The sequence below is a fragment of the Vibrio sp. genome (genome assembly GCF_048266485.1).
In the GTDB taxonomy this organism is placed as follows: Bacteria; Pseudomonadota; Gammaproteobacteria; order Enterobacterales; family Vibrionaceae; genus Vibrio.
This window is the reverse complement of sequence record NZ_JBLWZK010000001.1, coordinates 411216-436194: the sequence shown is the minus strand read 5'-3', so window position 1 is coordinate 436194 and position 24979 is coordinate 411216. Positions and strand designations below refer to the sequence as shown.

The following is a 24979-nucleotide window of genomic DNA, read 5'->3' as shown; positions in this document are numbered from 1 at the left end:
TAACTATCTACTAGTATATGAATAGCGACTTTAAAAAGAAATTCTAAAGTAAATTTTATACAAACGACCAAAAAAATTTGGCGATAATCATAAGGTTGGCTTACACTTTCGAAGTTATACTTAGCTTTAAGCTTGCTAACTACGTACTAATGCTATAAATACTGCCACTATGGTAGTGATAAATTGAGGGATGTTTTATGGCGCTCACTAAGGCCGATTTGGCTGAAAACCTGTTCGAAAAACTTGGTTATAGTAAACGTGATGCCAAGGATACAGTTGAAGTGTTTTTTGAAGAAATTCGTAAAGCACTAGAAAATGGTGAACAGGTTAAATTGTCTGGTTTTGGTAACTTTGATCTACGTGATAAAAGTGAAAGGCCTGGACGAAACCCTAAAACTGGTGAAGATATTCCAATTTCTGCTCGTCGTGTTGTAACATTCCGACCAGGGCAAAAACTGAAAGCTCGTGTTGAAAATATTAAGATAGAAAAATAAAAACACGATGGTCACTGGAAGAAAGAAGGTCACCCTATTGAGGTGGCCTTTTTATTATCAAATTTTTATAGGTGAATGATGCAAGATCAAGAATTTTGGCATAATAAATGGGCGGAAAATAAAATTGGTTTCCATTTAGAAGATGTAAATCCACTTTTGATTGAATATTGGAAACTAGTATCTGCTGAGCGACATCATTCTGTTCTGGTTCCTTTATGTGGAAAAACAGAAGATCTGGTTTGGCTGGCACAAAAACACAATGAAGTAACAGGGGTGGAGCTTAGTAATATCGCGGTGCGAGCCTTTTTTGCTGAACATTTTTATACCCCAATGGTTACGCCACTCAATGGTCAACATGAATTGTATCAGTTTGATGAGTTGTCGATTTATGTTGGAGATTTTTTCACTGCACCATTGACGCAATTTGATCGTATCTATGACCGAGCGGCTTTAATTGCACTGCCTTCTGAGTTGCGTGTTGCTTACGCCGATCGTATTAAATCGTTACTTGCACCGAGTGGGAAGATTTTGTTAGTGACACTGGATTATGACCAATCGGAAATGTCAGGACCACCGTTTAGCGTACCTGCTGAAGAAGTTAAAAGCTTATTTTCAGGTTATAAAGTGACACATTTAAACCGCGATGATGGGGATAGTGAGCACCCAAGAATTAAGCGAGGGTTGTCTCGCTTTGCCGAAGAAGTTTGGTTGATTGAATCATAAGTTGTTATCGTTGCTCGAAAATAATGAAACCAATATTATCTTCGAGCAACGAGCAACGAGCAACGAGCAACGAGCAACGAGCAACGAGCAACGAGCAACGAGCAACTAGAAACTAACTTTTACTTTTCCTGCTGCTTCAACGGCATCAGAAACCGCACTTTCAATATTGTCACGTTGTGTCAGTGTAACCCCTAAACGACGGCGACCATCAATATCAGGCTTACCAAAGAGACGAATTTGAGTTTGCGGCGCAGCAAGCGCATCTTGTAGTCCTGTGAAACCAAGGTTTTGTGAATGACCTTCCGCTAGGATCACCGCAGAAGCGCTTGGTCCGTATTGAGTAATGCCGTTAATTGGTAAGCCAGTAAATGCACGAACATGTAGAGCGAATTCTGATAATTCCTGCGAAATTAAAGTCACCATGCCGGTATCGTGCGGGCGAGGGGAGACTTCACTGAAAATCACTTCATCGCCTTTGACAAAAAGCTCGACACCAAATAGTCCATAACCGCCTAAAGCATTCACCACTTTCTCTGCCATTTGCTCAGCGGCCGTTAATGCTGCTTGCGACATGGCTTGTGGTTGCCAAGATTCACGATAATCACCATCTTCTTGTCGGTGTCCAATCGGATCGCAAAAATGCACGCCATCGACAGCACGAACAGTTAGCAGTGTGATTTCATAATCAAAATCGACAAAGCCTTCAACGATCACTCTACCAGCTCCCGCACGACCACCTTCTTGTGCGTATTGCCACGCAGACTCCATATCTGCTTCGCTTTTAATTACGCTTTGGCCTTTACCCGATGAGCTCATGATGGGTTTTACCACGCAAGGTATAGCAACAAATTCTACTGCTTGTTTGAATTCTTCATAAGTATCACAGAAACGGTAGGGAGAGGTTGTTACACCAAGATCTTCAGCAGCTAAACGACGAATACCTTCACGATTCATGGTTAGTTTCGTTGCATTGGCTGTTGGAACTATGTTGATACCTTTTTGTTCTAGCTCAACCAGCTTGTCAGTCGCAATTGCTTCAATTTCAGGAACAACGTAATCTGGCTTTTCTTGCTCGATAATAGCTTCAATTGCATCGCCATCTAACATATCAACAGTATAGCTGCGGTGGGCAACTTGCATTGCTGGGGCATTGGCGTAGCGGTCTAATGCAATGACTTCCAAGCCTAAACGCTGGCATTCAATGGCTACTTCTTTGCCGAGTTCACCTGAACCTAGTAGAAGTACTTTTGTGGCAGAAGGAGAGGTCGCCGTTCCAAACATGTTTTTATTCCTATAGAAGATCTATTTTGATACCCATTTATTAAGTAGGTAATTATTTGGTGTGATTTTAATGGTGGGCAAACGTTTGCGCAACAAGTTAGAACGAATTTCTTTTAATAAAAAGTCCGTAAACCATATTGAGTACAGTTTACGGACAGTTTGTCATCTAACTTTGGTATCCATACTTAAATGGATAGTTTAAATAGATAAATAATCAATCGTGATATCAGGATTAATCGCTTCTAGTGTCGATTGGGTTTCTGCTAAGTGACTAATTGTTCCATTGGCATTTTCTGCTAGTACCGCGGATTCAATATTAGCCAGTTCTTCACCCGCTAATAGCAATAGGTTAATCGCAACTTGTAATGGCGGTAAGCTTGGGTTAAATGCAGCGTTTTCTGCATAACTGCCTGAGTAAATAGCACCAGACTGTGTCTGTAATGCCACACCACTGTAATTATTGCTGTATGGTGCGTAGCTGTTATTTAACGCTTTTACAGCAGCGGTAATCGCTGCATTATCACTATCAAACTGATAACGGTGTTGGTGGTTATCCATTAAGCGAGCTTCGATGCCTAAATCTTTAGGGCCAAAGGATTCCGGTAGTAATTCCGCTAATCGATAAGCAGGGCGCTCAGGAAGTTGAATGGATAGGTTCTCAATACCATTCAATTCATTCATAAACTGTCGGCAGTGACCACAAGGTGTGTAATTAATAGTGATGTCTTTTAGCCCTGTTTCACCTTTCATCCATGCATGGCTAATGGCTGATTGTTCAGCATGAACGGTTTGGTTTAACTGTACGCCAGCAATTTCAATATTTGATCCAAAGTAAACATTTCCAGATAGACCTTCGGCGATAGCACCAACGTGGAAGTCAGAAATTTCACAATAAGCACGCGTTGCCGCGATTGGTAATAAGGCGAGTTTAAATTCCGTGTCAGTCATTCCCGATTGTGATAACAATGCTTGATAATCCGTTGCAGAGAAGTGTCCATTGAAGTCAGCCTTTTGCATTTGAGAAACAATACGATCAGCAAGCTCTGTAGGTAAGTGTGCTACAGATTCTGGGTTAAAAGATTGAGTCATTTGATATCCTTGTAATTCACGTATAAGTGAGCGGTTAAGCTCTTTTTTGTGTAATTATATTTAATCGTTACATATTTATTGTGCAATAAGTCAAATTATGGAGTGAGATCGCGTGAGTGAGTAGTTTCAATAGTCAAAAACACTACTTAGATCGAGTTTTGTTGCATAAAGCTTGTTTTAACTTGCCCTTCGGGAGCTTCATCCAAACTCTTTTACCGCGTCAGATTGGTTTGAAAGGTGCTTACATTCCTTCGCCAATCTTCCTTGCCTAAAGGTCTGGATGATAGCTCTGAATTCTGTATCTTGAAGTCACTTGGGTATAGACAAATAAGGAGCCAAATCAGCTCCTTATTAATGTAGTGTGTAGATTGTTCTTTATCGCTCTAGCCAATAAAGCCACCAACCCAGAGACAGAAAGCAAAAAATAGTGGGGCTAGGATTGAAGTGATAATGCCGCATGTCACTAGGGCAAGAGAACTAAACGCCGCATCTTCAGCGTCTTTTTCAGCGCAGGTTGCGGTACCTAAAGCGTGCGATACCGTACCCATGGTTAACCCTTTGGCTATTGGGTGCGTAACCCCTAAAAATGAATAGATAGGGTAGGCAAACACCGAGCCAAATACACCAACAATTAGCACCAAGATTGCCGCAATAGCAGGTTCACCACCTAAGCTTTTACCTACTTCCATGGCTATCGGGGTGGTAACTGATTTACCCATAAAGCTTGCCACTAGCGTTGGATCGGTGTGCAAAGCGACAGCAATAAGCCCAGCGGTGAGCATCGACATTGCGCTACCTACGCCACAAGCTAAAAAGATGATTTTCCAATTTTGGCGAATTTGTGGAAGTTGTTCGTATAACGGATAAGCGAGCGCGACGACTGCTGGCTGAAGTAAAAAAGTCATCCAATCATTTTGTGCGTAATACACCTCATAAGGCACATCGAGCGCCATTAGAATGGGGATAATAATTATGATGCTTAGTAGTAAAGGGTTAGCTAATGGATTGTTTACCTTATTGGCAAACCAACGTACCGCAAAGAAAACCACAAAGGTGAGTAGAAGCCACATGATTATTTATCCTCACTTGCTTTATTAGTAAGGATTTTTTGTAGTCCCAGCGCAAGCAATACTAATACGATCGTCGTTGCTCCGACACTGCTTGCAAAAATGGAGAGAGCGTTATCAATCAATAAAGGGAAGTGGTCCATTAAGCCGACACTGATGGGTACAAACAGAATGATCATATAGCGAATGAATAATTGCGCACCGGGCTTGACCCACTGCACTTTGACTAACCCAGAGACCAGTAGCGCGAATAAAATCAGCATGCCGAAAATGCTGCCGGGTACGGATAAATGAAAAAAGTGCTGAATGGCATTACCTGCCCACAAACTCACCATAATCAGTGCGAATGATAAAGCATAATTGAGCATTTTCTTGAACACGTTGGACTCCTAAGGCGGAACAAGAGTTAACAAAGCGCTCAATATTAATAAGATGAAAAAGAGCGCGGTTGTAAAAAGCAGTTGTAGCTGTCAAAAATAGTTAAGAAACGAGAGATTCTACATATTGATAGACAGATTTTAGAATCTCGATCTTAGCGGCATCACTTTCATGTTCATGAGCAAGGTTTTCAAGATTGAGCATGTACTCTTCAATATTGCTTTCATAGTACTCACGGCAATGTGCAAGCCACTTTTGCTGCTCAGCTTCAGTCAGTGTCCATGGGAAGTGACGTGCACGATAACGGAACAACAAAGGCTCGATACGAGCATCTTTTACCGATAAATCTAATCCAGCGAGCTTTTCAGGCTCGGTTTCTCGAATAATATCGATAGTCGCTTTGTCAGCCGGTGAAAAGAAGCCGCTATAGAGTTGAGTATCGACGTTATTATCTTGCTTAAATTCACGCTCAATATTGTAGATAGCAATCAGCTTTTCTCGAACTTCTGGGTGTGATTTTAAAAGCGCGAGATTATCTAAACATTGTTTGCGATCAATACCGATTCGATCAGCATTTTCAGCGGTGAGGGTTTTAGCTGGCGCGAGAACAGGGCACTTATTAAGATGCACAAGCTTAAGAGGAACAGGAAGTTCATTAGGTGCGAGATCATCACGCTTGGTGTACATGCGTTGATGTAGCGTTTCAGCATCTAGTTCGATGAGCGGCGTTGGATCCATTGCCAAGTTAACGGTGATTACCGCATTGTTATTGGTTGGATGCCAAGCCATCGGCACGATCCAACTAATATTGGAACATTGAACGCCAAACATGCCAGAAACATGCACCAGCGGCGTCATGTTCACAATATCGACGAGTTCATTGAGTTTACGCTTGTGGCGCATACTTAATAGGTAGTTGAACAGTTTCGGTTGGGCTTGCTTGATCTTCTTGGCAAGTTCAATGGTAGCAATCACATCGGCCATCGCATCATGCGCATTGCTGTGTTCAATACCATTGGCTACAGAAAGGTGTTCTAGTTTAAAGCTTGGAAAGCCTTCATCATTTTCTGGCCAGTTAATACCGTCTGGGCGCAATGCATAACAAGTGCGCATAATATCCAGTAAATCCCAACGTGAATTACCATTTTGCCAAGACCAGGCATACGGATCGTAAAAATTACGATAGAGAGTATAACGTGTCACTTCATCATCAAAGCGGATGCTGTTGTAACCAAGTGAGATGGTATTTGGGGTGGCAAGCTCTTGATGGATGCGGCGGATGAATTCTGGCTCAGGTAAACCATCTTTTACGGCTTTCTGCGGTTTGATACCGGTAATGAGTGCTGCTTCAGGCGATGGTAGATAATCACTCGGTGGCTGGCAATAAATCACCAAAGGCTCACCGATGATATTGAAATCCATATCAGTACGAACACCAGCAAATTGACTCGGTCGGTCTTTGGCTGGACTAACACCCCATGTTTCATAATCCAAAAAGAAAAAGGTTGGGACGTTTTCGTTACTCATGGGAACTTCCAGAAGGTTATTGTCTTTAATACCGGTATATTACCCCTAAGTACTACGTAAAGAAATGGCTTGCCACTTTTTAGGTCAGTTTTTATTTATGGCGTCATGATTCTTTTTTATCGATATTTTCATTCCACATGACATAGGCTCTCAAACGAGAGTCTCATCTCACCACCATCAGAATAAATGCTAATTTGAAAGCAAAAATGGAGTGGATATCTCATACAGTGTATTTATACAGTTATAATGCCATTTTTCGGTTTTTAACAAACGCTGAGTGAAAGCGAGAACTATTTTCTAGATAGTGCTTATTAAATTCAACAATAACCAATTGTTAATTAATGATATTTATCATTGGTGGTCCATTCATCACTATAACAATTGGCTCGTTAAACCCAGTTCTCGCTTTCTACATCGCATAAAATCGGCTAATTGCTTTTAAAAATTCATCATTAGAGTATCTTATGGTGATAAATGAATGGATTAGCAGTGAACTTGTTGAAAAACTTTCGGATTTATCCGAGTTTCTTGCTAATACACTGTGAGGCTTTTCGAAGAAATATGGAGTAAAAATGACAGAATTAGTTGCAAATTGTCCTAGATGTCACGCGACAAACATGACATTTGATCTATTAAATCAAGTTGTTGTTGGAGAGCGTCACGGATGGCAATGTGTTTTGGAAACGTTTTGTATCTGCCGTAATTGCGGCAAACCGTCATTATTTGTCGTTACCCAAAAAGAGCCGAGATTTAATGGCATTGCAAATGGTGGTTTGGAAAATTTTCATGGCTCTGCTAACCAACTAGTGAATGTAGATCGTCATGTTTCAATTAGAGATCAGTCATCCGAGCAACCACCAGAATATTTACCTGAGGATATTGAACGCGTGTTTAACGAAGGTGCTGCCTGTATGGCTATTGGCTGCAATAATGCAGCAGCAACCATGTTCAGATTGTGCTTAGATATAGCGACTCAAAACTTATTACCAGAGCAGGCGGAAGGGCTGACAAACCGAGTGCGTCGAAGTTTGGGTTTACGACTTCCGTGGTTATTTGAAAATAATGTTTTGCCTGAAGCACTTCGAGACTTATCTACCTGCATCAAAGATGATGGCAATGATGGTGCTCACGAGGGTACATTATCTGTAGAAGATGCTGCTGATATCTTGGATTTTACATATATATTGTTAGAGAGAATCTATACAGAACCTAGGCGTTTAGAAGAAGCTGCCAATAGAAGGCGTGCACGTCGAGAACAAGCCTGACAAACAATTCAAGCTGATTCGCAACGCTCGGCGCTTTCGGTTTCAACTGGTTTGGTGTTTACGATGCAGTGTTTGAGTGTGGTGGCAGCGTTGCTCACAACTTAATTGGACGTTATGTGATAAGGAGGTCACATTGAATATCGAATATAAAGTTAATCAGCAGATTTCGGCTGACGAGTTTATTGATTTGCTTAAACGCTCGAAGTTAGGAGAGCGTAGACCGATAGAAAATATCAAATGTATCAGCGGTATGTTGAACAATAGCAATCTCATAATTACTGCTTGGGATGGGCCTAAATTGGTTGGTATTTCTCGCTCTATTACGGATTTCCATTATTGTTGTTATCTGTCCGATCTGGCGGTTGATGAATCGTATCAAAGGTCTGGAATAGGCAAGCAGTTACAAGTTCAAACTCAAGCTCAAATTGAGTCTACATGTAAACTGTTTTTAATCGCCGCACCGGCAGCCAATGACTATTATGGACAAATTGGCTACACCAAAAACGAGCGTTGTTGGGTGCTGGAGCGTGGTAGTGAAATTATCACATAACAAACGACTATGGCGTCAATAATTAATTTTTAGCGATATTTTCATCCCATATGACACCATCCCTTAGTATCGAATTTAAGATAACAACCATCTTTCTAACACTGGCAATGATGGCGACTTTTTTGGGCTTTCTTTGGTTATCGGTGCGACGCCGATAAGAGAAGCTGCTGCCTCTTGCTTAATTGAAAGCACAGCTTCTGACACTTTGTGTAGGAATAAACGGTCTGATGCTGCTAGATTAAGGAGCGACAGAGAGTTTGGCGCGAATAAAATCACTGTGATTGACGTACAACAGTTCGGCGACTTTTCGAATAATGGCTTCTTCAATTGGGTCTAGAACGTTATCGGCATAAGCGACTTGCCACATGGATTGAATCAATTCAAAACGTTGTTGATGATCTAAATCGCGTAGTTGGTCGGTAAATTCATAAAGAGATGCCGAGTTTTCTGAACGCAAAGTGGCCTCTTGTAATAAAGCTTTCGCATCCGCTTCGGTTAAAGAAAGCAGCTTACCGAGCATTTGTATTTTGGCGGCTTCTTCTTTTTCATCAACAGAATGATCGGCTTGCGAAACCTGGCAAAGTAAAGCCGCTATCGCTAGGTTAGTATCAACTGATTGATTTTCTTGAACGTTTCCATCAACGATTTGATTAAAGAAGCTTTTTAAAGATTGAATCATAATGACCTTCATACGTTTGTTGTCAAGATACCCTAAAACTTTGACATTAAAAATCAAGAAAAGTCTTCATCAATCAAAATGATTTAGCGATATAATGCCGCTTTCCTTACACCTTATTTGCCAATTTGGAATCTCATGTTTGATATAAATAGTACCGTGATACTCGCGATGGGAATGATTTTCCTTGGCTCATTTGTACAAAGCGCGATTGGTTTTGGGCTCGCGGTAGTCGCGGCTCCTTTGTTGTTCTTAATTTCTCCTCAATATGTTCCTGCACCGATAGTGATAGTGGCGTTATTTAATTCATTTTTTAATGCCTATAAATACCGTAATAACATTTCTATTGGTGGCTTGAAAATGGCGATTTATGGTCGTATTCCTGGCTCTGTTGCGGGGGGCGTTCTACTGCTGTACGTGTCTAGCTCTGTTTTATCTTTGTGGCTAGGTGGAATGGTGTTATTAGCCGTATTAATTAGCCTTACTCCGATTCGTTTTGAACCGACACCAAACAGAATGGCAGTTGCAGGCTTTTTCTCCGGTTTTATGGGCACTAGTTCAAGTATTGGTGGACCACCCATGGCGTTGATTTTGCAACATCAAGACGCATCTTCGTTACGCGGTAACCTAGCGGCGTTCTTTGTCTTCAGCTCAATGATATCCCTAGTCGTTCAATACTTTATTGGTTATTTGACTTGGCAGCACGTGGTTATGACGATTCCGTTGTTGCCAATGGGGTGGCTTGGTTATGTTGCAGCGCAAATGGTGGTGAAGTATGTCTCGAAAGAGTGGATTCGCATTTTTACCCTAGTGTTGTGTCTAGCCAGTGCCACGACCGCGATTGTGCGTGGCTTGCAGTTGTAGTCTTAGGCTATAAAGATTAATTAGGGCGACAGTTTAGATCTCATTTCGCCCTGTGTTACAATTTTGATAATTCTATATTTTATGAGTGCAGAGCAATCTTCATCTGCGCTCTCTAATCGTTTCAATAGGAATCGTTTTGACCAACCCTCATGATAACGCCCATTCTTCCGCTGATTCTCGTTCTTCCACTCAAGAGAATGGCGCGCAGGGCAATACTGCTGGTAGCCTACGTGCCGCATTAAAAGACTGCATGATCCGTGACCGTTTTCGTTTAAGTAAGCGAATTCATGGCGCCAGTAAAATTAAGAAACCAGAAGCGAAAGCCGCGGTGTTTGATGAAATCGCTATGGATATTGCCAAGTCGATGATGGTAGTACAAAACCGTAGTCTACATAAACCGCATATTGAATACCCAGAAAATTTACCGGTTAGCCAAAAGCGTGATGACATTGCAGAAGCGATTGCCAATAACCAAGTGGTGATCATTGCAGGTGAAACGGGGTCAGGTAAAACGACCCAAATCCCGAAGATCTGTAGTGAACTAGGCCGTGGTCGTGCCGGTTTGATTGGTCACACTCAGCCACGTCGTTTAGCAGCGCGTTCTGTTGCCAGCCGTATTGCGGAAGAAATGCAAACCCCAATGGGTGAGTATGTCGGTTATAAGGTTCGTTTTAACGATCAGATTTCAGACAACACCCAAATCAAGCTGATGACTGACGGTATCTTGCTGGCAGAAATTCAGCACGATCGCTTTTTAAATCAATACGACACCATCATTATCGATGAAGCGCACGAACGTAGCTTGAATATCGATTTCATCATGGGTTACTTGAAAGAGTTACTACCAAAGCGCCCAGACCTTAAAATTATTATTACCTCAGCAACCATTGACCCTGAACGTTTCTCTAACCATTTTGATAAAGCGCCAATTATTGAAGTGTCGGGTCGAACTTATCCGGTTGATGTGCGTTATCGTCCGCTAAATCCAGATGATGCCGACCAAGATCTTGACCAACTAGAAGGTATTTTCCAAGCGGTCGATGAATTATGTGATGAACCCGGTTTAGGTGACATTCTCATTTTCATGAATGGTGAACGTGAAATTCGTGATACTGCGGATGCGCTTTCCAAACGTGCTCTTAGTCACAGAAGTATGAGAGATACCGAAATCGTGCCTTTGTATGCGCGATTATCATCTGCCGAGCAAAACCGAATTTTCCAATCGCATACGGGGCGCCGAATTGTGTTGGCAACCAACGTAGCGGAAACCTCGTTAACGGTTCCGGGAATCAAATATGTGATTGATCCGGGGACCGCGCGTATTAGTCGTTATAGCTACCGTACGAAAGTGCAGCGTTTGCCTATTGAGCCGATCTCTCAAGCTAGCGCCAATCAGCGTAAAGGGCGTTGTGGCCGTGTCAGCGAAGGTATTTGTATTCGACTGTATTCGGAAGAGGATTTTAACTCTCGTCCAGAATTTACTGACCCTGAGATCCTGCGTACTAACTTAGCCTCGGTTATTTTACAAATGACGGCTTTAGGGCTAGGTGATATTGAAGCCTTCCCATTTGTTGAAGCGCCAGATAAGCGTAATATTCAAGATGGTGTGCGTCTGCTAGAAGAACTGGGTGCGATTAATCCGAATGCCAAAGATCCTAAAAAACGGTTAACCGCAATAGGGCGCAAATTAGCTCGTTTACCGATTGACCCTCGCTTAGCGCGTATGGTTCTTGAATCGGTTAAATATAACTGTTTGCAAGAAGTGATGATTATTGCCTCGGCGTTGTCGATTCAAGACCCACGTGAACGTCCTAGTGATAAACAACAGAGCTCAGACGATAAGCACAAACGTTTTTTCCATGAAGAATCGGACTTCTTAACGTTTGTAAACTTATGGCAGTACATAAAAGAGCAACAAAAAGCCTTATCGAGCAATCAATTCCGTAAGCAGTGTAAGCAAGATTACTTAAATTACTTACGTGTCCGTGAATGGCAAGATGTGTACTTCCAACTGCATCAAGCAATGCGTGAAATGGATGCCAAGCTCAACACAGAAGCGGCGGGTTACCAATCAGTTCATACTGCGCTACTCGTTGGTTTACTGTCGCACATTGGTGTGAAAGATACCGAAAAGAGTGAATATCAAGGCGCGCGTAATGCACGTTTTCATATCTTCCCAGCATCAGGTTTATTCAAAAAGCAGCCTAAATGGATCATGTCGGCAGAGCTGGTGGAAACATCAAAGCTGTGGGGACGCATCATAGCTAAAATTCAGCCTGAATGGGTTGAACCTCTTGCACCGCACTTAATTAAGCGTAGTTATAGCGAGCCTCATTGGTCGAAAAAGCAAGCGGCCGTTATCGCGTCAGAAAAAGTGATGTTGTATGGCATTCCAATTGTACCTAAGCGTAATGTGAATTATGGGCCGATTGATCCGGTTATTAGCCGTGAAATCTTTATTCGTAGTGCGTTGGTAGAAGGCGATTGGGAAACCAAACATAAATTCTTCCATCAAAACCGTAAGTTATTACGAGAAGTTGAAGAGCTTGAGCATAAATCGCGTCGTCGTGACATTTTGGTCGATGATGATGAGTTGTTTAATTTCTACGATCAGCGTGTCAGTACTGACGTAGTCTCAGGACGTCATTTTGATTCGTGGTGGAAAAAGGCCAGCATCGATGCCCCTGAACTACTTGATTTTGAAAAAGAGATGTTGTTCCAAGGTGATGCCAGCCATGTAACCGACTTGGACTACCCAAACTTTTGGCATCAAAATGGTTTGAAGTTAAAGCTGAGTTACCAATTCGAGCCTGGACAAGACAATGATGGGGTAACGGTACATATTCCTTTGCCAATTTTGAATCAAGTGAGCCCAGATGGCTTTGATTGGCAAATACCGGGTTTACGTCATGAATTAGTGGTAAGTTTGATCAAATCACTCCCTAAAGGGTTACGCCGTAACTTTGTGCCAGCGCCAAACTATGCGGATGCGTTTCTATCTCGTGTTACCCCAATGGAAATGCCTATTCTAGATGCGTTAGAAAAAGAACTACGCCGCATGACAGGGGTGGAAGTGAAGCGGGAAGATTGGCAACTCGAACAAATTCCAGATCACCTTAAAGTGACATTCCGCGCGGTCGATCACCGTAAACGTAAGCTAAAAGAGCATTACGATTTATACGAGCTTAAAGAAAGTTTGAAAGATAAAGTTCAAGAAACCTTATCGAAAGTGGCTGACGATGATATCGAGCAGCAAGGCCTGCATACATGGAGCTTTGGTGAACTACCAACGGTTTACCAACAAAAACGTGGTGGCTTTGAGGTTAAAGCTTTTCCTGCTTTAGTCGATGCGAAAGATAGCGTTGAAATTAAACTATTTGAAACTGAGCAAGAGCAGCAACAGGCGATGCGCGCAGGTCAACGTCGCCTAGTGTTGCTTAATGTGCCGTCACCGATTAAATATTTGCATAGCAACCTACCTAATAAATCAAAATTGGGCTTGTACTTTAATCCTTATGGCAAAGTGCTCGATTTAATTGATGACTGTATTGCTTGTGGCGTTGATAAATTGATTGAGCAAAAGGGCGGCCTAGTATGGCAACCTGAACAGTTTGAAGCATTAAAAGAGCATGTTCGTGCTGAGTTGGGCGATACGGTTGTCGATATCGCACAACAGGTAGAAACGATCTTAACTACCGCCTTTAGCATCAATAAAAAGCTTAAAGGTAAAGTTGATTTAAGCATGGCGTTTGCGTTATCAGATATTAAAGCGCAAGTAGAAGGTTTGATTTTTAAAGGCTTTGCCACCGAATGTGGTTGGAAGCGTCTACCTGATATTTTGCGTTATTTGAAAGCGATTGAACGTCGAATGGAAAAATTGCCAATTGATCCAAATAAAGACCGCTTACACATATTGAAGGTAGAGTCGGTGACTAAGGATTATAAAGAACTGCTGAACAAAATTCCTAAAGGGGTAGACATTCCCGATTCCGTCAAGGAAATACGTTGGATGATCGAAGAACTACGAGTGAGTTACTTTGCTCAGCAACTAGGTACGCCGTACCCGGTTTCAGATAAACGAATTAAGAATGCTATTGATGCATGTTAAATAATAATAAGTAAGAATATACCCTTCGTATTTGAAGCTACAGCTTTGTTGACGGTGCTCATTCGCCTCACTGCAACTCCAATTACTTTGGGTATAGTTTGTGGCTGTTTTGTAAGTAAATGATTGAAATGGTCACTAAAATGAGATTTTTTCTTGATTTTACAGCCCATCTCACTAATCATGCATAATAAGTTTTAAATATGGATTTTGAGTCACTCTCATTTCCATGAATATGATAATCGAAAGATTCGAAGGGATTACAATGAAAAAAACGCTTTTAGCTTTGGCTTTAATGGGGGCGGCGTCACCTGCTCTAGCTGACTCGTGGCTTTATGCTGGTGTGAATTATGGTACGGCTGATTTTACTGAATCAGGTGCTAGTAATGAAGGTACCTACGGTGTGAATATCGGTACAGGCATTTTACCATTTATCGGCGTTGAAGCAGGGTACTGGGATTTAGGTGATATCGGTGGTTCTGATTTAACGACTGTTTATGCGGCAATCAAACCAAGCATCAATGTTGGTCCGCTAGAGTTCTACGGTAAACTCGGTGCGAACAAATATGATGTAGGCTCTGGCCAATTTAAGAGTGATGATGGTTATGACATGATGTATGGCGCTGGTGTGGAATACACAGTGTTAGATGGCATTCCTCTAGGTTCGTTGTCACTTGGTCTTGCTTACAACCACTTTGGCTTTGATAAGTTTGATACAAATACTTATACCGTTAGTGCAACATTCCACTTTTTATAAGAAGTTTTGTAAAAGTCGCTTTTCTTTAGCATAGTGAATATAACCGCTATTAGTTTACTAACTAATAGCGGTTTTTTATGTGCATTGATATGAGAGGCGATGCTTGAAAGGGTTAACGCCAGAGTATAAAACGATTACAGGGCACTATACAATTGGTGTAAAACCCCAGCAGCTTAGCTGTCAAACTGTCTAATCACCCATTCAGTCCATTATTATAAATAACGTGATTTTAAATGCGCTTTGAAATGCTCGGCGTTTAAGGTTTCACCGGTGGCTTGTTTAACAAGATCATCGGTTGAAAACTGACTAGCTTTCTTCCAAATATTTTCATCTAACCAAGCAAAGATTAAGCTTAAATCGCCTGATTCAATTACCTTAGAAACATTTATTTGTTTACGCATACTGGACATAAATTGCGCGGCATACATGGCACCGAGTGTGTAACTTGGGAAGTAACCAAAAGCACCGTCGGTCCAGTGAATATCTTGCATACAACCATTTTGGTCATTATCTTTGGTGGATAAGCCAAGGTAAGTCTGCATTTTTTGATCCCATAACTCTGGAACATCCTTATAAGAGATATTGCCATTCATCAAATCACGTTCAATTTCATAGCGTAGGATGACATGAGCAGGGTAGGTGAGCTCATCGGCATCTACACGTATAAAGCCTTTTTCGACGCGAGTATAAAGCTTGCGGAAATTGTCTGCGGAAAAAGCGGGTTGATCTCCTGCTTGAAACTCACTTCTTGCCATTGCTGATAAATGATTAATAAATTCAGGGTTGCGGCCTAGTTGCATTTCAAAGAACAGAGATTGTGATTCATGAATACCCATTGATCTGGCTTCACCGACGGGTAAACCTGCTAATGAGGTAGGCAACCCTTGTTCATAACGTGCGTGCCCAGTTTCATGAATTGTGCCCATTAGTGATTGGATAAAATCATTTTCATCATAGCGAGTGGTGATCCGAACGTCAGTCGGTACGCCGCCACAAAATGGATGCACGCTTTCATCTAAGCGACCATGCTCAAAATCAAACTGCAAAAATTTCATCGCTTTTAAGCCTAGTGCTTTTTGTTGTGAACTTGGAAAGTGGCCTTTTGGGTATATCACATTTTCCTTGTTTTGCTTTTCAATCACTTGATCTACCAGATTTGGCAGCCAAGTTTTCACATTTTCAAAAACGACATTTAACGATTGGCTAGTTGTACCAGGCTCATAGAGTGAAAGCATCGCATCGTAAGGCGTTGTACCTAAACTATCGGCGCGAATCTGTGCTTCTTGTTGAGATAGGTTTACCACTTCTTGCCAATTTCGAGCAAATCCATTCCAATCGTTTTGTTTACGCTGTGTTCGCCAAGCATGTTCACATTTGGATCCGGCTAAGGATTTTGCTTGTACTAGATCCTGTGGAAGTACGGTAGCTTGCTGCCAGCGTTGTTTCATTTCACGTAAACTGGCTTTTTCGATAGGGCTTAATGATTCTTGCTCTGCTTCATGGAACCAGTCTTCTAATTGTGGTTCAGTGTTGAGTTGATGAATTAATACTGATAATTCTGCCATTGCTTTGGAGCGCGCTTCATTACCACCGCTTGGCATAACGGCAGCTTGATCCCAACCAGATATTGCGGCTAAATGATTAAAGTTAGCGATTTTCTGTGCGTGTTGAACAAGTTTTTGATAATGGATCATAATTTTCCTTAATTCATTGCTGCGCAGTATGATTTCATCTTATAACATCTTGAAAAGAACGCTGCAAAACTCTTTATTTACTAAGCTTTCACTGATATAACAAACATTCATTTGGACGTTTACCATAGGGATATTATGGACTTTTATATCATCAATTCTGGCGCATTTTTGATTGCGATTACTATTTTAACACTTACTCCGGGATTGGATACCGCACTTGTGATCCGGAACACATCTCGAAGTGGTAGTGTAGATGGCTGTGTGACCAGTTTAGGCATCTGCTGTGGTTTATTTGTTCATGCGACTCTATCTGCCATCGGCATTTCAGCGATATTGCTACAGTCTGCTGAACTGTTCCATGCGATGAAATTAGTCGGTGCAGCTTATCTCGTGTATCTTGGTGTAACCAGTTTAATTGCGATTTGGAAAGGCCAAGGTCAGTTAGATGTCACGAGTGGGTCGGTAGGGAAACCATTATCAGCTAAACGTTCGTTCCGCGAAGGCTTATTGTCGAATGTGCTAAACCCAAAAACGGCGGTATTTTATCTCGCATTTTTGCCGCAGTTTATTAATCCTGCACATTCCGCCTTACTACAGTCATTATTTATGGCATCGATTCACTTTGTCATTGCGATGGTTTGGCAGTGTGGCATTGCGACCATGGTTCATTCTGCGAAAAACTGGGTGCAAAATTCTTCGGCAATGAAGTGGATGGAAGGGATCACTGGTGCCGTTTTGATTACGCTTGGTCTAAAATTAGCATTAGATAACGATTAAGTGCTTGAATGAATGCGGGACTTCGTAACGCGACGCCGTATTCAGTAAAAATGACATTGTGAAAACAAACCTTGAGCTAGACCAAGGTAATTTTCCATGAAGATGTTATAAATTTTTAAGCTTATTGAATAACTTACTGGTTTTTGTAAGCGACATAACATTGAAAGGGATACTATGACTCGATTGATTGCCATTGCCATCTTTGTGGTGCTTGCATATTTGCTACTGAAATATCGAACCAATGCCAAACTACAAACCTGGGTGGCAATAGTTTTATCATCTGCATTGTTAATCTATATTAGTTTTGTGGTGATAAGTGAGCTTGCGCGTTAGGTTTGCATTTCCCTTGGTTCGACATTGTTAATAAATCTAGGAAGCACGACATCCATGAATAAGAAAGTTCCGCTCATGATTTCAACAGTAATTGGTGTTGTTTTAGGCTCGGTAATTACTTACGCCGTTATTAACCCAGCATCACAAGAAGCAACACTTCAACAAAATGAACTGGCTGGAAAACATCAGCAATTATTAGCGAAAGTCGAAACACTACAAACGAAGCTAGATACCGAAGGGCAATCATTCGAACAAAAATCTCAGCAGCAACAAGAAAAGATAGAGCAACTGACTCAACAGCTATCGAAACTGCAGCAACAAAAGAAAAAAGTTGAACAAACCTTAGTTGTGCAAAAACAACAGGCGGTTTCATTAAAAACAGAAAATAAGCAGCTAGAGAAAACTACTGAACTACAAAGTGATTTATATAAACAGTCCCATGAACTTTTTGATAAAGAAGGTGAGTTAGAAGCTCAGATTGCTAAACTAACAACCACTCGTGAAAAGTTAGCAGTTCAAACAGAAAAATTAAAAGAAGAATGTAAGCTATTTAAAGATGGCACAAGCTGGGATCCAAAATCAGACTCATGCAAAAAAGAGAAGCTAGCTACTGGTCAAATTGGCAAAATTGATAACGTTCTAGTTAAGAAAAAGAAAGAACTCGATGATGTAAAAGCGTCAATTACGAAGCTAGGGATAAAACCTCAGAGTTAAAGTGTGAGCGTTATACGTAACTCTTAGTTGAGGCTATTAAATAAATGAAAGGCGATACACTGATGTATCGCCTTTTTTCATTAATGTACAAACGTACAGATTTAATCTTTAAAGTTGTTGAATTGGAAAGGTTGATCCATTTCCGCACCTTTTACTAGTGCCATCACTTGCTGTAAATCATCACGCTTTTTACCGGTTACACGAACTTTATCGCCTTGAATCGAAGCTTGAACTTTGATTTTTGAGTCTTTGATCAGTTTTACGACTTTCTTTGCAATGGCAACATCAATGCCTTGTTTAAAGCTGGCTTCCTGAGTGTGCGTTTTACCGGTTTGATCGGCTTTTTGTAAATCTACCGCATTGGCATCGACACCACGTTTAGCAAGTTGACCACGAAGTATCGTCATCATTTGTCCAAGTTGGTACTCGTTTTCTGCAGTCAGTTTTACAATATCGGTTTTAAACTCAAAGTTAGCGTTTACGTTACGAAAGTCAAAGCGTGTATCCAGTTCGCGATTGGCATTTTCCGCGGCATTTCTTACTTCAACGCTGTCTACTTCAGAAATTATGTCAAATGAAGGCATGATCAGTTCTTCTCCGATTGATTTTTAATGGTATTGGCAAGCATGTCGAGCATGGTTACTGTATCTTTCCAACTTAGGCATGGGTCAGTAATCGATTTACCATAGGTGAGGGCATTCAAGTCCGTCATTGGTTGATTACCTTCCTCGATAAAGCTTTCCGCCATAATGCCTGCAATTGATCGAGAGCCATTGCTGATTTGATTGCAAATATCTTGCGCCACCTCTAATTGCTTACGATGCTCTTTTTGGCAGTTAGCATGGCTGAAATCTACTACTAAACGAGGCGTTAAGCCCACATCGCTTAATTGTTTGCAAGCAGATTGAATCGATGCTGCATCGAAGTTAGGGCCAGTATCACCGCCACGTAAAATAGTATGACCGTATGGGTTACCGGATGTGCGATAAACCGTCATGCGACCATTTTTATCTGGCGAGCAGAAGTAATGGGAAGCTTGTGCCGCACGAATAGCATCGGTTGAAATCTTTACATTGCCATTGGTGCCATTTTTAAACCCAACAGGGCAAGAAAGCGCCGAGGCCATTTCACGGTGAATTTGCGATTCAGTAGTACGTGCGCCGATAGCACCCCATGAAATAAGGTCCGCGATATATTGGCCAGTCACCATATCTAAAAACTCAGTTGCAGTCGCTAAGCCAAGCTTATTGATGTCGAGTAGTAATTTGCGAGCTTTGTTTAAACCGTCTTCTAACGCGTAGCTACCATCGAGGTTAGGATCGGTAATTAAGCCTTTCCAACCAATCACGGTTCTTGGTTTTTCAAAGTAAGTACGCATTACAATAAACAGCTGATCTTTGTATTGATCTTTCAGTGCATTAAGGCGTTGCGCATAATCCAGTGCCGCCTCCGCATCATGTACAGAGCATGGTCCAACCACGACTAGTAGGCGAGCGTCTTTACCTGACAGAATGTTTTCTATCTGGCGGCGCGAGTTTTCAATATGTTCTGCTACATCATCAGGCAGTGGGTGAGCTTGCATTAACTCCATTGGCGTAGGCATAGGCCCTAACGCTTGGGTTCTTAACTCATCGGTTTTTAAAGGCATTCTTTTGTCTTCATTTAAAGATACACTAGGTAAAGATAACGGAAATAACGGAGGGAATAAACGTTCACAGACATTTTGTTGGGGAATTTTATTACTTTGTTATTAATTGATGCCTTATTGAGCAAGAAATTGGAATTTTTCTTGTTTTGTTTCTCTAATCTCAGTATTTTCTGACTATAACTATATTAATGGAGTAATTATGTCGGATAGTGCGAAAGGGGCAATCCCAACTAATGCATTACTAGGAGATGTGCTGCCATCTTCCCAATCATCAATTGAAAGTGCAAAGCATTTGTTTGTCTCGTTAAGTGATTTAGTGCAAGAAAGCATTTTTTATCACCCTGAGATTGGACTGCATTTGGATACCTTATCTGAGGTAGATAAATCGAGTTTACAAGCACTACTTGGTGAACAATCTGCTGATGAACATTTTGTATCGACGCTAGTATCGCGTATCGAGTCTTCAATATTACCTCAACATAAACAGGTGAGAGTTTGCTTATCCGATGCTGACAGTTATGCTTATAAAGCGCTGATTGGTGGCAGTATTGAAAAGCAGGAAGTTAACCCTGTGATTGGTGTTCGAGGCGTTTCTCGTTTTGCTTCTGCTGAATACACCCATTCATTTGAACTTGAATGCAAAGTGATTAAACAACTACGTGATAAAGGTATCGATATTGAAATCGTGGTGCCATTTGTACGAGCATTAAGTGATGCTGCAATGGTGATTGATCGTTTAGCTGTACAAGGGCTGCCGAGAGGACTGGGTGGATTAAAAGTTCTGTATTGCTGTGATGCGCCTTCTTCAGTGTTGCTTGCGGATAAGCTTCTTCAATATTTTGATGGCTTAGTAGTGAATACTGGCAATTTAACTCAATTAACCTTAGGGGTAGATATCCATAACGAAGCATTAGAATCGTTATTTAATCCAGATCATGAAGCGGTATTAATGTTGTTATCACAAGCAGTAAAAGCGGCCAGTCAAGCCAATAAGCCTTGTGTGGTGTACTGTCAAAATCTTTCAGATTACCCTAAAATCCAAGAAATGCTGGCGGAACTAGATTCAGTACAAGTTCTTGCTGTTGTGTAATAAATAAGAACTATTACCGTCACAAAAAGCCGACTTAACTGTCGGTTTTTTTTATGTCGTTAACAGCTTGTCAATTTTACTGTTGACGAAGTTGTTAATACCGTTTTAACTGGTCTGATGTGTTAATTAAAAAAGGAACGTTTCTATGACGGCACTTAGCAAGGCAAACCAGCATTTAAAATATTTCGGTGAACAATTGGTTCCTATGATTGGCTATTGTCAGCCTGAGATTTTGAAGCTAACTGATGAATCTGTTGAAATTAAAATTCCACTAAATAAAGAAACCCAAAATCACCTTCATAGTATGTATTTTGGTGCTCTTGCTGTTGGGGCTGATGCAGCCGGTGGCTTTTTGGCGATCAGTAAATCTGAGCAAATGGGTAAGAAAATATCGTTAGCTTTTAAGGCAGTTAACGCTGAATTTCTTGCGCGTCCTGAAGCGGATGTGGTTTTCGTTTGTAATGATGGAAAGCTCATTGACCAAATGTTAGCAGAGACCATTGAGACCGGTGAGCGCGTAAATCAGCCGGTACGAATTACCGCATTATGTCCGAGCCTCAATGATGACAAGCCAATGGCTGAATTTGAATTAACCCTTTCAGTGAAAGTGGTGGGGAATTAACTGTGATCAGTTAACTTTTAGTTTTACGTAGTATTTACGTGAATAATGTCGGCAAGCGAGTATAATATTTTCAGCCTTGCTACAGTTATCGCTAGCAATTAATACGTTTTTAATAAATTAAGAGTTTTCATGATTAATATTGGTCAAATCAACACACTTAACGTTACCAAACAAGCCGATTTCGGTCTTTTTCTAGACGCTGATGATTACGGCTCGGTTTTGTTGCCAAATAAATTTGTACCAGAAGGAACAAGTATTGGCGATGATATTGATGTGATGTTGTATTTTGATTCAGATAACCAACTATCGGCGACCACCGAGAAACCACTGGCGCAAGTAGGCGAGTGGGCAATGATGCATGTGGTATGTGTCAACAATGTTGGTGCTTTTGTTGATTGGGGCATTGATAAGAAAGACTTATTGGTACCTTTTAGCAACCAACGCGTACCGTTAAATGAAGGCCAAAACATTTTAGTTTATGTCTACTCTGATAAAGCTTCAGGCCGTATTGTTGGTACCACCAAATTTAATAAATTATTAGATAAAACACCTGCTAATTATGAAATGAATCAACAGGTAGATCTGTTGGTTGCAGAGCGTACCGATCTAGGCTTCAAAGCTATTATTAATGGTGAGCACTGGGGTGTTATCTTTAAGTCTGATGTATTCGGTAAGCTGTTTGTTGGTAAACGCTTAAAAGGTTATATCAAAGGCATCCGCGAAGATGGACGTATCAATCTCTCTTTACAGAAAATTGGTGTGGCGAAAATGGATGATCTGAGTGAAAAGGTCATGCATGTATTGGAAACCAAAGGTGGCTTTTTACCATTAAGCGATAAATCTACACCTGAAGCGATTTTTACCGTATTCCGTACGAGTAAAGGAACATTTAAGAAAACCATCGGTGGATTATACAAACAAGGTAAAATTCGCATAGATAAAGATGGAATTTATAAGATCTAGTATTAAGACTAAATAAAACGCACAACGTCAAGTTGTGCGTTTTGTTATTTAAAAGTACAAGGATAGGTGATGGGACGAATTTTATGGGCTGCCGTGTTTGTCGTGACATTTGTATGGTCCGCGATTGAACCTAAAGACACCTTCACATGGTTTTTGGAAGTATTGCCCGCGCTGATTGGTGCAGCCATATTACTGTTTACCTACCAGCGTTTTAAGCTGACCACGCTGCTTTATTTTTTCATTCTTATTCATTGCATCATATTGATGGTGGGTGGGCATTATACGTATGCAGAAGTGCCTCTTTTCGATAATCTATTTGGTGCCGCTCGTAATAATTACGATAAGCTAGGTCATTTTGCACAAGGCTTCGTTCCTGCTTTAATTGCTCGAGAACTCTTGCTCAGGCTTAATATTGTTAATGGCAAGGCATGGATGAACTTATTTGCACTATCAGTTTGTTTAGCCTTTAGTGCTTTCTACGAGCTAATCGAGTGGTGGGTAGCGGTTGCAACGGGGGAAAATGCAGAAGCCTTCCTTGGTACTCAAGGCTACGTATGGGACACACAGTCGGATATGGCTTTTGCTCTATTCGGTGCCATTATCTGCCTTATGTTGGTGGCGAAGTGGCACGATAAACAGTTAGAGGAGATGAAAGGGTGAAGTTTAATAATAGAACACCAAAGAACTACCTTATTAACGAGATCTACAGTTATATTCGCCATTAATCTTCATTAATGTATTAATAAAATCAAGGACAGAGTTTGTTTTCATCTATCAAATGTTGTCTTATATTGATTGGTGCTAGAATAAATTTTTATCTCGGACTAACTCTCGTGGCAATCCATTTTTGATACGATTTCCTACCCATTTTCCTAGGCCGATAACCGTGCCTGAGTGGGTGACCATTACTTCACCAATACCGGACTCTATATTTGGGCGAATATCTCGTCCCATAAACCATTCACGAGCGTCTTCGATCGTTAATTCAACACTTTTAGCATTGCTTGCTTTACCCAAAGCCATGACTGCTTCATGTTGCCAGCGATAAAGTGGGGCATTTTTCTTTTTGGAGGGTTTTAACATTTCGGCTAATTTCAAGCCAATTCGACTAAAACGTAGCTCGCCGATCATATGAGTCATAGCAGCAGGGAACAGCCATACTTCTTGATCTCGTAACCACACTTGGCTGTTGGTGGGAATATCCAAACCAAGGGTATTTTGTAATTCTTGTTGCAGTTGTTGACATGTTTTGTCATTAGCAACTTCAAAAGGAAACTTACCTAAACGCTTTTTCACTTCAGGCGCTTGAACTGATGACAGCTTTTTAATTTTCGCGACAAAGAAGCCTTCGCTATCAAATATCTGTGGGTAAATATGAAGAAAACCATGCTCAGTTAACGCTTGCTCGGCGTTTTCAAATAAGTCACCTAATGGTAAAAACTCAACGGCGTCACCAAATTTTTGTTTTAAGTGTAAGCAGACTTGCTGATTTTCTTGTTGATTGAGCGTACAGGTTGAATAGGTGATTGTACCGCCTGGTTTTAAGGCGTAGAAGGCGCTTTCAATCAGATCTTTTTGTGTCTCGGCAATTTCAGCAACCGACTCTAAATCCCAATTACTCATTGCATCAGCATCTTTACGAACCGTGCCTTCACCTGAGCAGGGCGCATCCAATAAAATGGTATCAAAGTGTTCTGGAAGCCAACCACCAAATACGCGTGCATCAAAGTTGCTTAAAGCCGTATTATAAACACCACAGCGTTGAATATTGGCACTCAGAACTTTCACTCGGCTAGCTGCGTACTCATTCGCAACTAGTGCGCCTTGATTATTCATTGCCGCGGCGATTTGCGTAGTTTTTGAACCGGGAGCAGCAGCCATATCGAGTACTAGGTTAAGGTTATCATTACCTTGTAATAATGCACTGACAGGTAGCATTGAACTCGCTTCTTGAATGTAGAATAAGCCCGCTAAATGTTCCGCTGTATTGCCTAGTGGGACGGTTTCATCTTCACGTTCTATCCAGAATCCTTCTTCACACCATGGAATTGGAGATAGTTTCCAGCCATTTTCAGCTGAAATCGCTTTGAATGTGTTTAGGTCAGTTTTGAGTGTATTCACTCGAATACTGCGACGAAGAGGCCGTTGACATGCTGCAATAAAATCCTCCATAGACAAATGACTTGGCATGGTGGATTTCACAAGTTCAAGAAACTCATTGGGTAGCTTGACATTAGAGTGCAAAGGTGTGGCCTCAACGCGTATAAAAAGTAGGGACGGATTTTAACTGATATAAAAAAAAATGCAGCTGATTTATAGTTAAGTTACTTGAGTATAAATCAGCTGCATTTTCGGTTAATTT

At 41.2% G+C, this 24979-nt stretch carries 24 protein-coding genes and 1 pseudogene; 14 read left to right on the top strand and 11 right to left on the bottom strand.

The window, feature by feature from the left end; genetic code table 11:
• Positions 1-197 precede the first annotated feature (197 nt).
• Entirely contained in the window at positions 198-494 is a 297-nt protein-coding gene (gene ihfA, locus ACN0T8_RS02020; RefSeq protein WP_027697326.1) for an integration host factor subunit alpha, read from the top strand.
• 78 nt (positions 495-572) lie between these two features.
• Complete coding sequence (locus tag ACN0T8_RS02015) at positions 573-1217, top strand: thiopurine S-methyltransferase (protein WP_417879002.1); 645 nt, start codon at positions 573-575, stop codon at positions 1215-1217.
• A gap of 105 nt (positions 1218-1322) precedes the next feature.
• On the opposite strand, the gene purT is transcribed toward ACN0T8_RS02015, so the two are convergent.
• The 5 genes from purT to sbcB all read right to left on the bottom strand — a co-directional run bounded on the left by purT (position 1323) and on the right by sbcB (position 6559).
• Entirely contained in the window at positions 1323-2498 is a 1176-nt protein-coding gene (purT, locus tag ACN0T8_RS02010; protein WP_417879001.1) for a formate-dependent phosphoribosylglycinamide formyltransferase, read from the bottom strand.
• Between the two features lie 198 nt (positions 2499-2696).
• Entirely contained in the window at positions 2697-3587 is an 891-nt protein-coding gene (gene cdd / locus ACN0T8_RS02005) for a cytidine deaminase (RefSeq protein WP_417879000.1), read from the bottom strand.
• Positions 3588-3970: 383 nt separating this feature from the next.
• Positions 3971-4657 carry a CidB/LrgB family autolysis modulator gene (locus ACN0T8_RS02000; protein WP_417878999.1) on the bottom strand — a complete coding sequence of 229 codons (687 nt, stop codon included), beginning with the start codon at positions 4655-4657 and terminating at the stop codon, positions 3971-3973.
• Between the two features lie 2 nt (positions 4658-4659).
• On the bottom strand, positions 4660-5022 hold the full coding sequence (locus ACN0T8_RS01995) for a CidA/LrgA family protein (RefSeq protein ID WP_267135480.1): 363 nt from the start codon (positions 5020-5022) through the stop codon (positions 4660-4662).
• Between the two features lie 112 nt (positions 5023-5134).
• Positions 5135-6559 carry an exodeoxyribonuclease I gene (gene sbcB, locus ACN0T8_RS01990; RefSeq protein ID WP_417878998.1) on the bottom strand — a complete coding sequence of 475 codons (1425 nt, stop codon included), beginning with the start codon at positions 6557-6559 and terminating at the stop codon, positions 5135-5137.
• A gap of 572 nt (positions 6560-7131) precedes the next feature.
• Here sbcB and ACN0T8_RS01985 point away from each other — a divergent pair.
• Together ACN0T8_RS01985 and ACN0T8_RS01980 are read left to right on the top strand one after the other, a co-directional pair.
• Positions 7132-7824, top strand: a complete 693-nt coding sequence (locus ACN0T8_RS01985; RefSeq protein WP_417878997.1) for a DUF4145 domain-containing protein — start codon at positions 7132-7134, stop codon at positions 7822-7824.
• A 133-nt stretch (positions 7825-7957) separates the two neighbouring features.
• Complete coding sequence (locus tag ACN0T8_RS01980) at positions 7958-8374, top strand: GNAT family N-acetyltransferase (protein ID WP_417878996.1); 417 nt, start codon at positions 7958-7960, stop codon at positions 8372-8374.
• A gap of 22 nt (positions 8375-8396) precedes the next feature.
• Here ACN0T8_RS01980 and ACN0T8_RS01975 read toward each other — a convergent pair.
• Together ACN0T8_RS01975 and ACN0T8_RS01970 are read right to left on the bottom strand one after the other, a co-directional pair.
• A pseudogene (locus ACN0T8_RS01975) lies at positions 8397-8504 on the bottom strand (IS110 family transposase); the annotation flags it as partial.
• Between the two features lie 108 nt (positions 8505-8612).
• The gene (locus ACN0T8_RS01970; RefSeq protein ID WP_417878995.1) at positions 8613-9053 is read right to left on the bottom strand and encodes a TerB family tellurite resistance protein; all 441 of its coding nucleotides are present in this window, start codon (positions 9051-9053) and stop codon (positions 8613-8615) included.
• A 168-nt stretch (positions 9054-9221) separates the two neighbouring features.
• On the opposite strand from ACN0T8_RS01970, the gene ACN0T8_RS01965 reads away from it, so the two are divergent.
• From ACN0T8_RS01965 to ACN0T8_RS01955, 3 genes are all read left to right on the top strand, one after another.
• Positions 9222-9914, top strand: coding sequence for a sulfite exporter TauE/SafE family protein (locus ACN0T8_RS01965; protein WP_417879480.1), 693 nt, complete (start codon positions 9222-9224; stop codon positions 9912-9914).
• Positions 9915-10050: 136 nt separating this feature from the next.
• Positions 10051-14022, top strand: coding sequence for an ATP-dependent RNA helicase HrpA (hrpA, locus tag ACN0T8_RS01960; RefSeq protein ID WP_417878994.1), 3972 nt, complete (start codon positions 10051-10053; stop codon positions 14020-14022).
• Positions 14023-14284: 262 nt separating this feature from the next.
• Positions 14285-14776: an outer membrane beta-barrel protein gene (locus ACN0T8_RS01955; protein ID WP_417878993.1), complete on the top strand. Its 492-nt coding sequence runs from the start codon at positions 14285-14287 to the stop codon at positions 14774-14776.
• Between the two features lie 212 nt (positions 14777-14988).
• Here ACN0T8_RS01955 and ACN0T8_RS01950 read toward each other — a convergent pair whose 3' ends face one another.
• Positions 14989-16470 carry a carboxypeptidase M32 gene (locus ACN0T8_RS01950; RefSeq protein ID WP_417878992.1) on the bottom strand — a complete coding sequence of 494 codons (1482 nt, stop codon included), beginning with the start codon at positions 16468-16470 and terminating at the stop codon, positions 14989-14991.
• A gap of 135 nt (positions 16471-16605) precedes the next feature.
• On the opposite strand from ACN0T8_RS01950, the gene ACN0T8_RS01945 reads away from it, so the two are divergent.
• The 3 genes from ACN0T8_RS01945 to ACN0T8_RS01935 all read left to right on the top strand — a co-directional run bounded on the left by ACN0T8_RS01945 (position 16606) and on the right by ACN0T8_RS01935 (position 18294).
• The gene (locus ACN0T8_RS01945; protein WP_417878991.1) at positions 16606-17247 is read left to right on the top strand and encodes a LysE family translocator; all 642 of its coding nucleotides are present in this window, start codon (positions 16606-16608) and stop codon (positions 17245-17247) included.
• A 174-nt stretch (positions 17248-17421) separates the two neighbouring features.
• Positions 17422-17580, top strand: a complete 159-nt coding sequence (locus ACN0T8_RS01940) for a hypothetical protein (protein ID WP_417878990.1) — start codon at positions 17422-17424, stop codon at positions 17578-17580.
• A 54-nt stretch (positions 17581-17634) separates the two neighbouring features.
• Positions 17635-18294 (top strand): hypothetical protein, encoded by a 660-nt coding sequence (locus ACN0T8_RS01935; RefSeq protein ID WP_417878989.1) that lies wholly within the window; start codon positions 17635-17637, stop codon positions 18292-18294.
• Between the two features lie 101 nt (positions 18295-18395).
• On the opposite strand, the gene ACN0T8_RS01930 is transcribed toward ACN0T8_RS01935, so the two are convergent.
• Both ACN0T8_RS01930 and ACN0T8_RS01925 read right to left on the bottom strand, forming a co-directional pair.
• Complete coding sequence (locus ACN0T8_RS01930; RefSeq protein WP_417878988.1) at positions 18396-18878, bottom strand: YajQ family cyclic di-GMP-binding protein; 483 nt, start codon at positions 18876-18878, stop codon at positions 18396-18398.
• A gap of 2 nt (positions 18879-18880) precedes the next feature.
• Entirely contained in the window at positions 18881-19942 is a 1062-nt protein-coding gene (locus tag ACN0T8_RS01925) for a 3-deoxy-7-phosphoheptulonate synthase (protein WP_417878987.1), read from the bottom strand.
• Between the two features lie 199 nt (positions 19943-20141).
• Between ACN0T8_RS01925 and ACN0T8_RS01920 the strand changes: the two genes are divergently transcribed.
• The 4 genes from ACN0T8_RS01920 (at position 20142) to ACN0T8_RS01905 (ending at position 23277) form a co-directional block, all read left to right on the top strand.
• Entirely contained in the window at positions 20142-21032 is an 891-nt protein-coding gene (locus ACN0T8_RS01920) for a putative PEP-binding protein (RefSeq protein WP_417878986.1), read from the top strand.
• 145 nt (positions 21033-21177) lie between these two features.
• Positions 21178-21654 carry a PaaI family thioesterase gene (locus tag ACN0T8_RS01915; RefSeq protein ID WP_417878985.1) on the top strand — a complete coding sequence of 159 codons (477 nt, stop codon included), beginning with the start codon at positions 21178-21180 and terminating at the stop codon, positions 21652-21654.
• A 129-nt stretch (positions 21655-21783) separates the two neighbouring features.
• Entirely contained in the window at positions 21784-22617 is an 834-nt protein-coding gene (locus ACN0T8_RS01910) for a S1 RNA-binding domain-containing protein (RefSeq protein ID WP_417878984.1), read from the top strand.
• A gap of 69 nt (positions 22618-22686) precedes the next feature.
• On the top strand, positions 22687-23277 hold the full coding sequence (locus ACN0T8_RS01905) for a DUF2238 domain-containing protein (protein WP_417878983.1): 591 nt from the start codon (positions 22687-22689) through the stop codon (positions 23275-23277).
• 141 nt (positions 23278-23418) lie between these two features.
• Here the strand turns inward: ACN0T8_RS01905 and rsmF are convergent, their stop codons facing one another.
• Positions 23419-24861, bottom strand: coding sequence for a 16S rRNA (cytosine(1407)-C(5))-methyltransferase RsmF (gene rsmF / locus ACN0T8_RS01900; RefSeq protein ID WP_417878982.1), 1443 nt, complete (start codon positions 24859-24861; stop codon positions 23419-23421).
• Positions 24862-24979 lie beyond the last annotated feature (118 nt).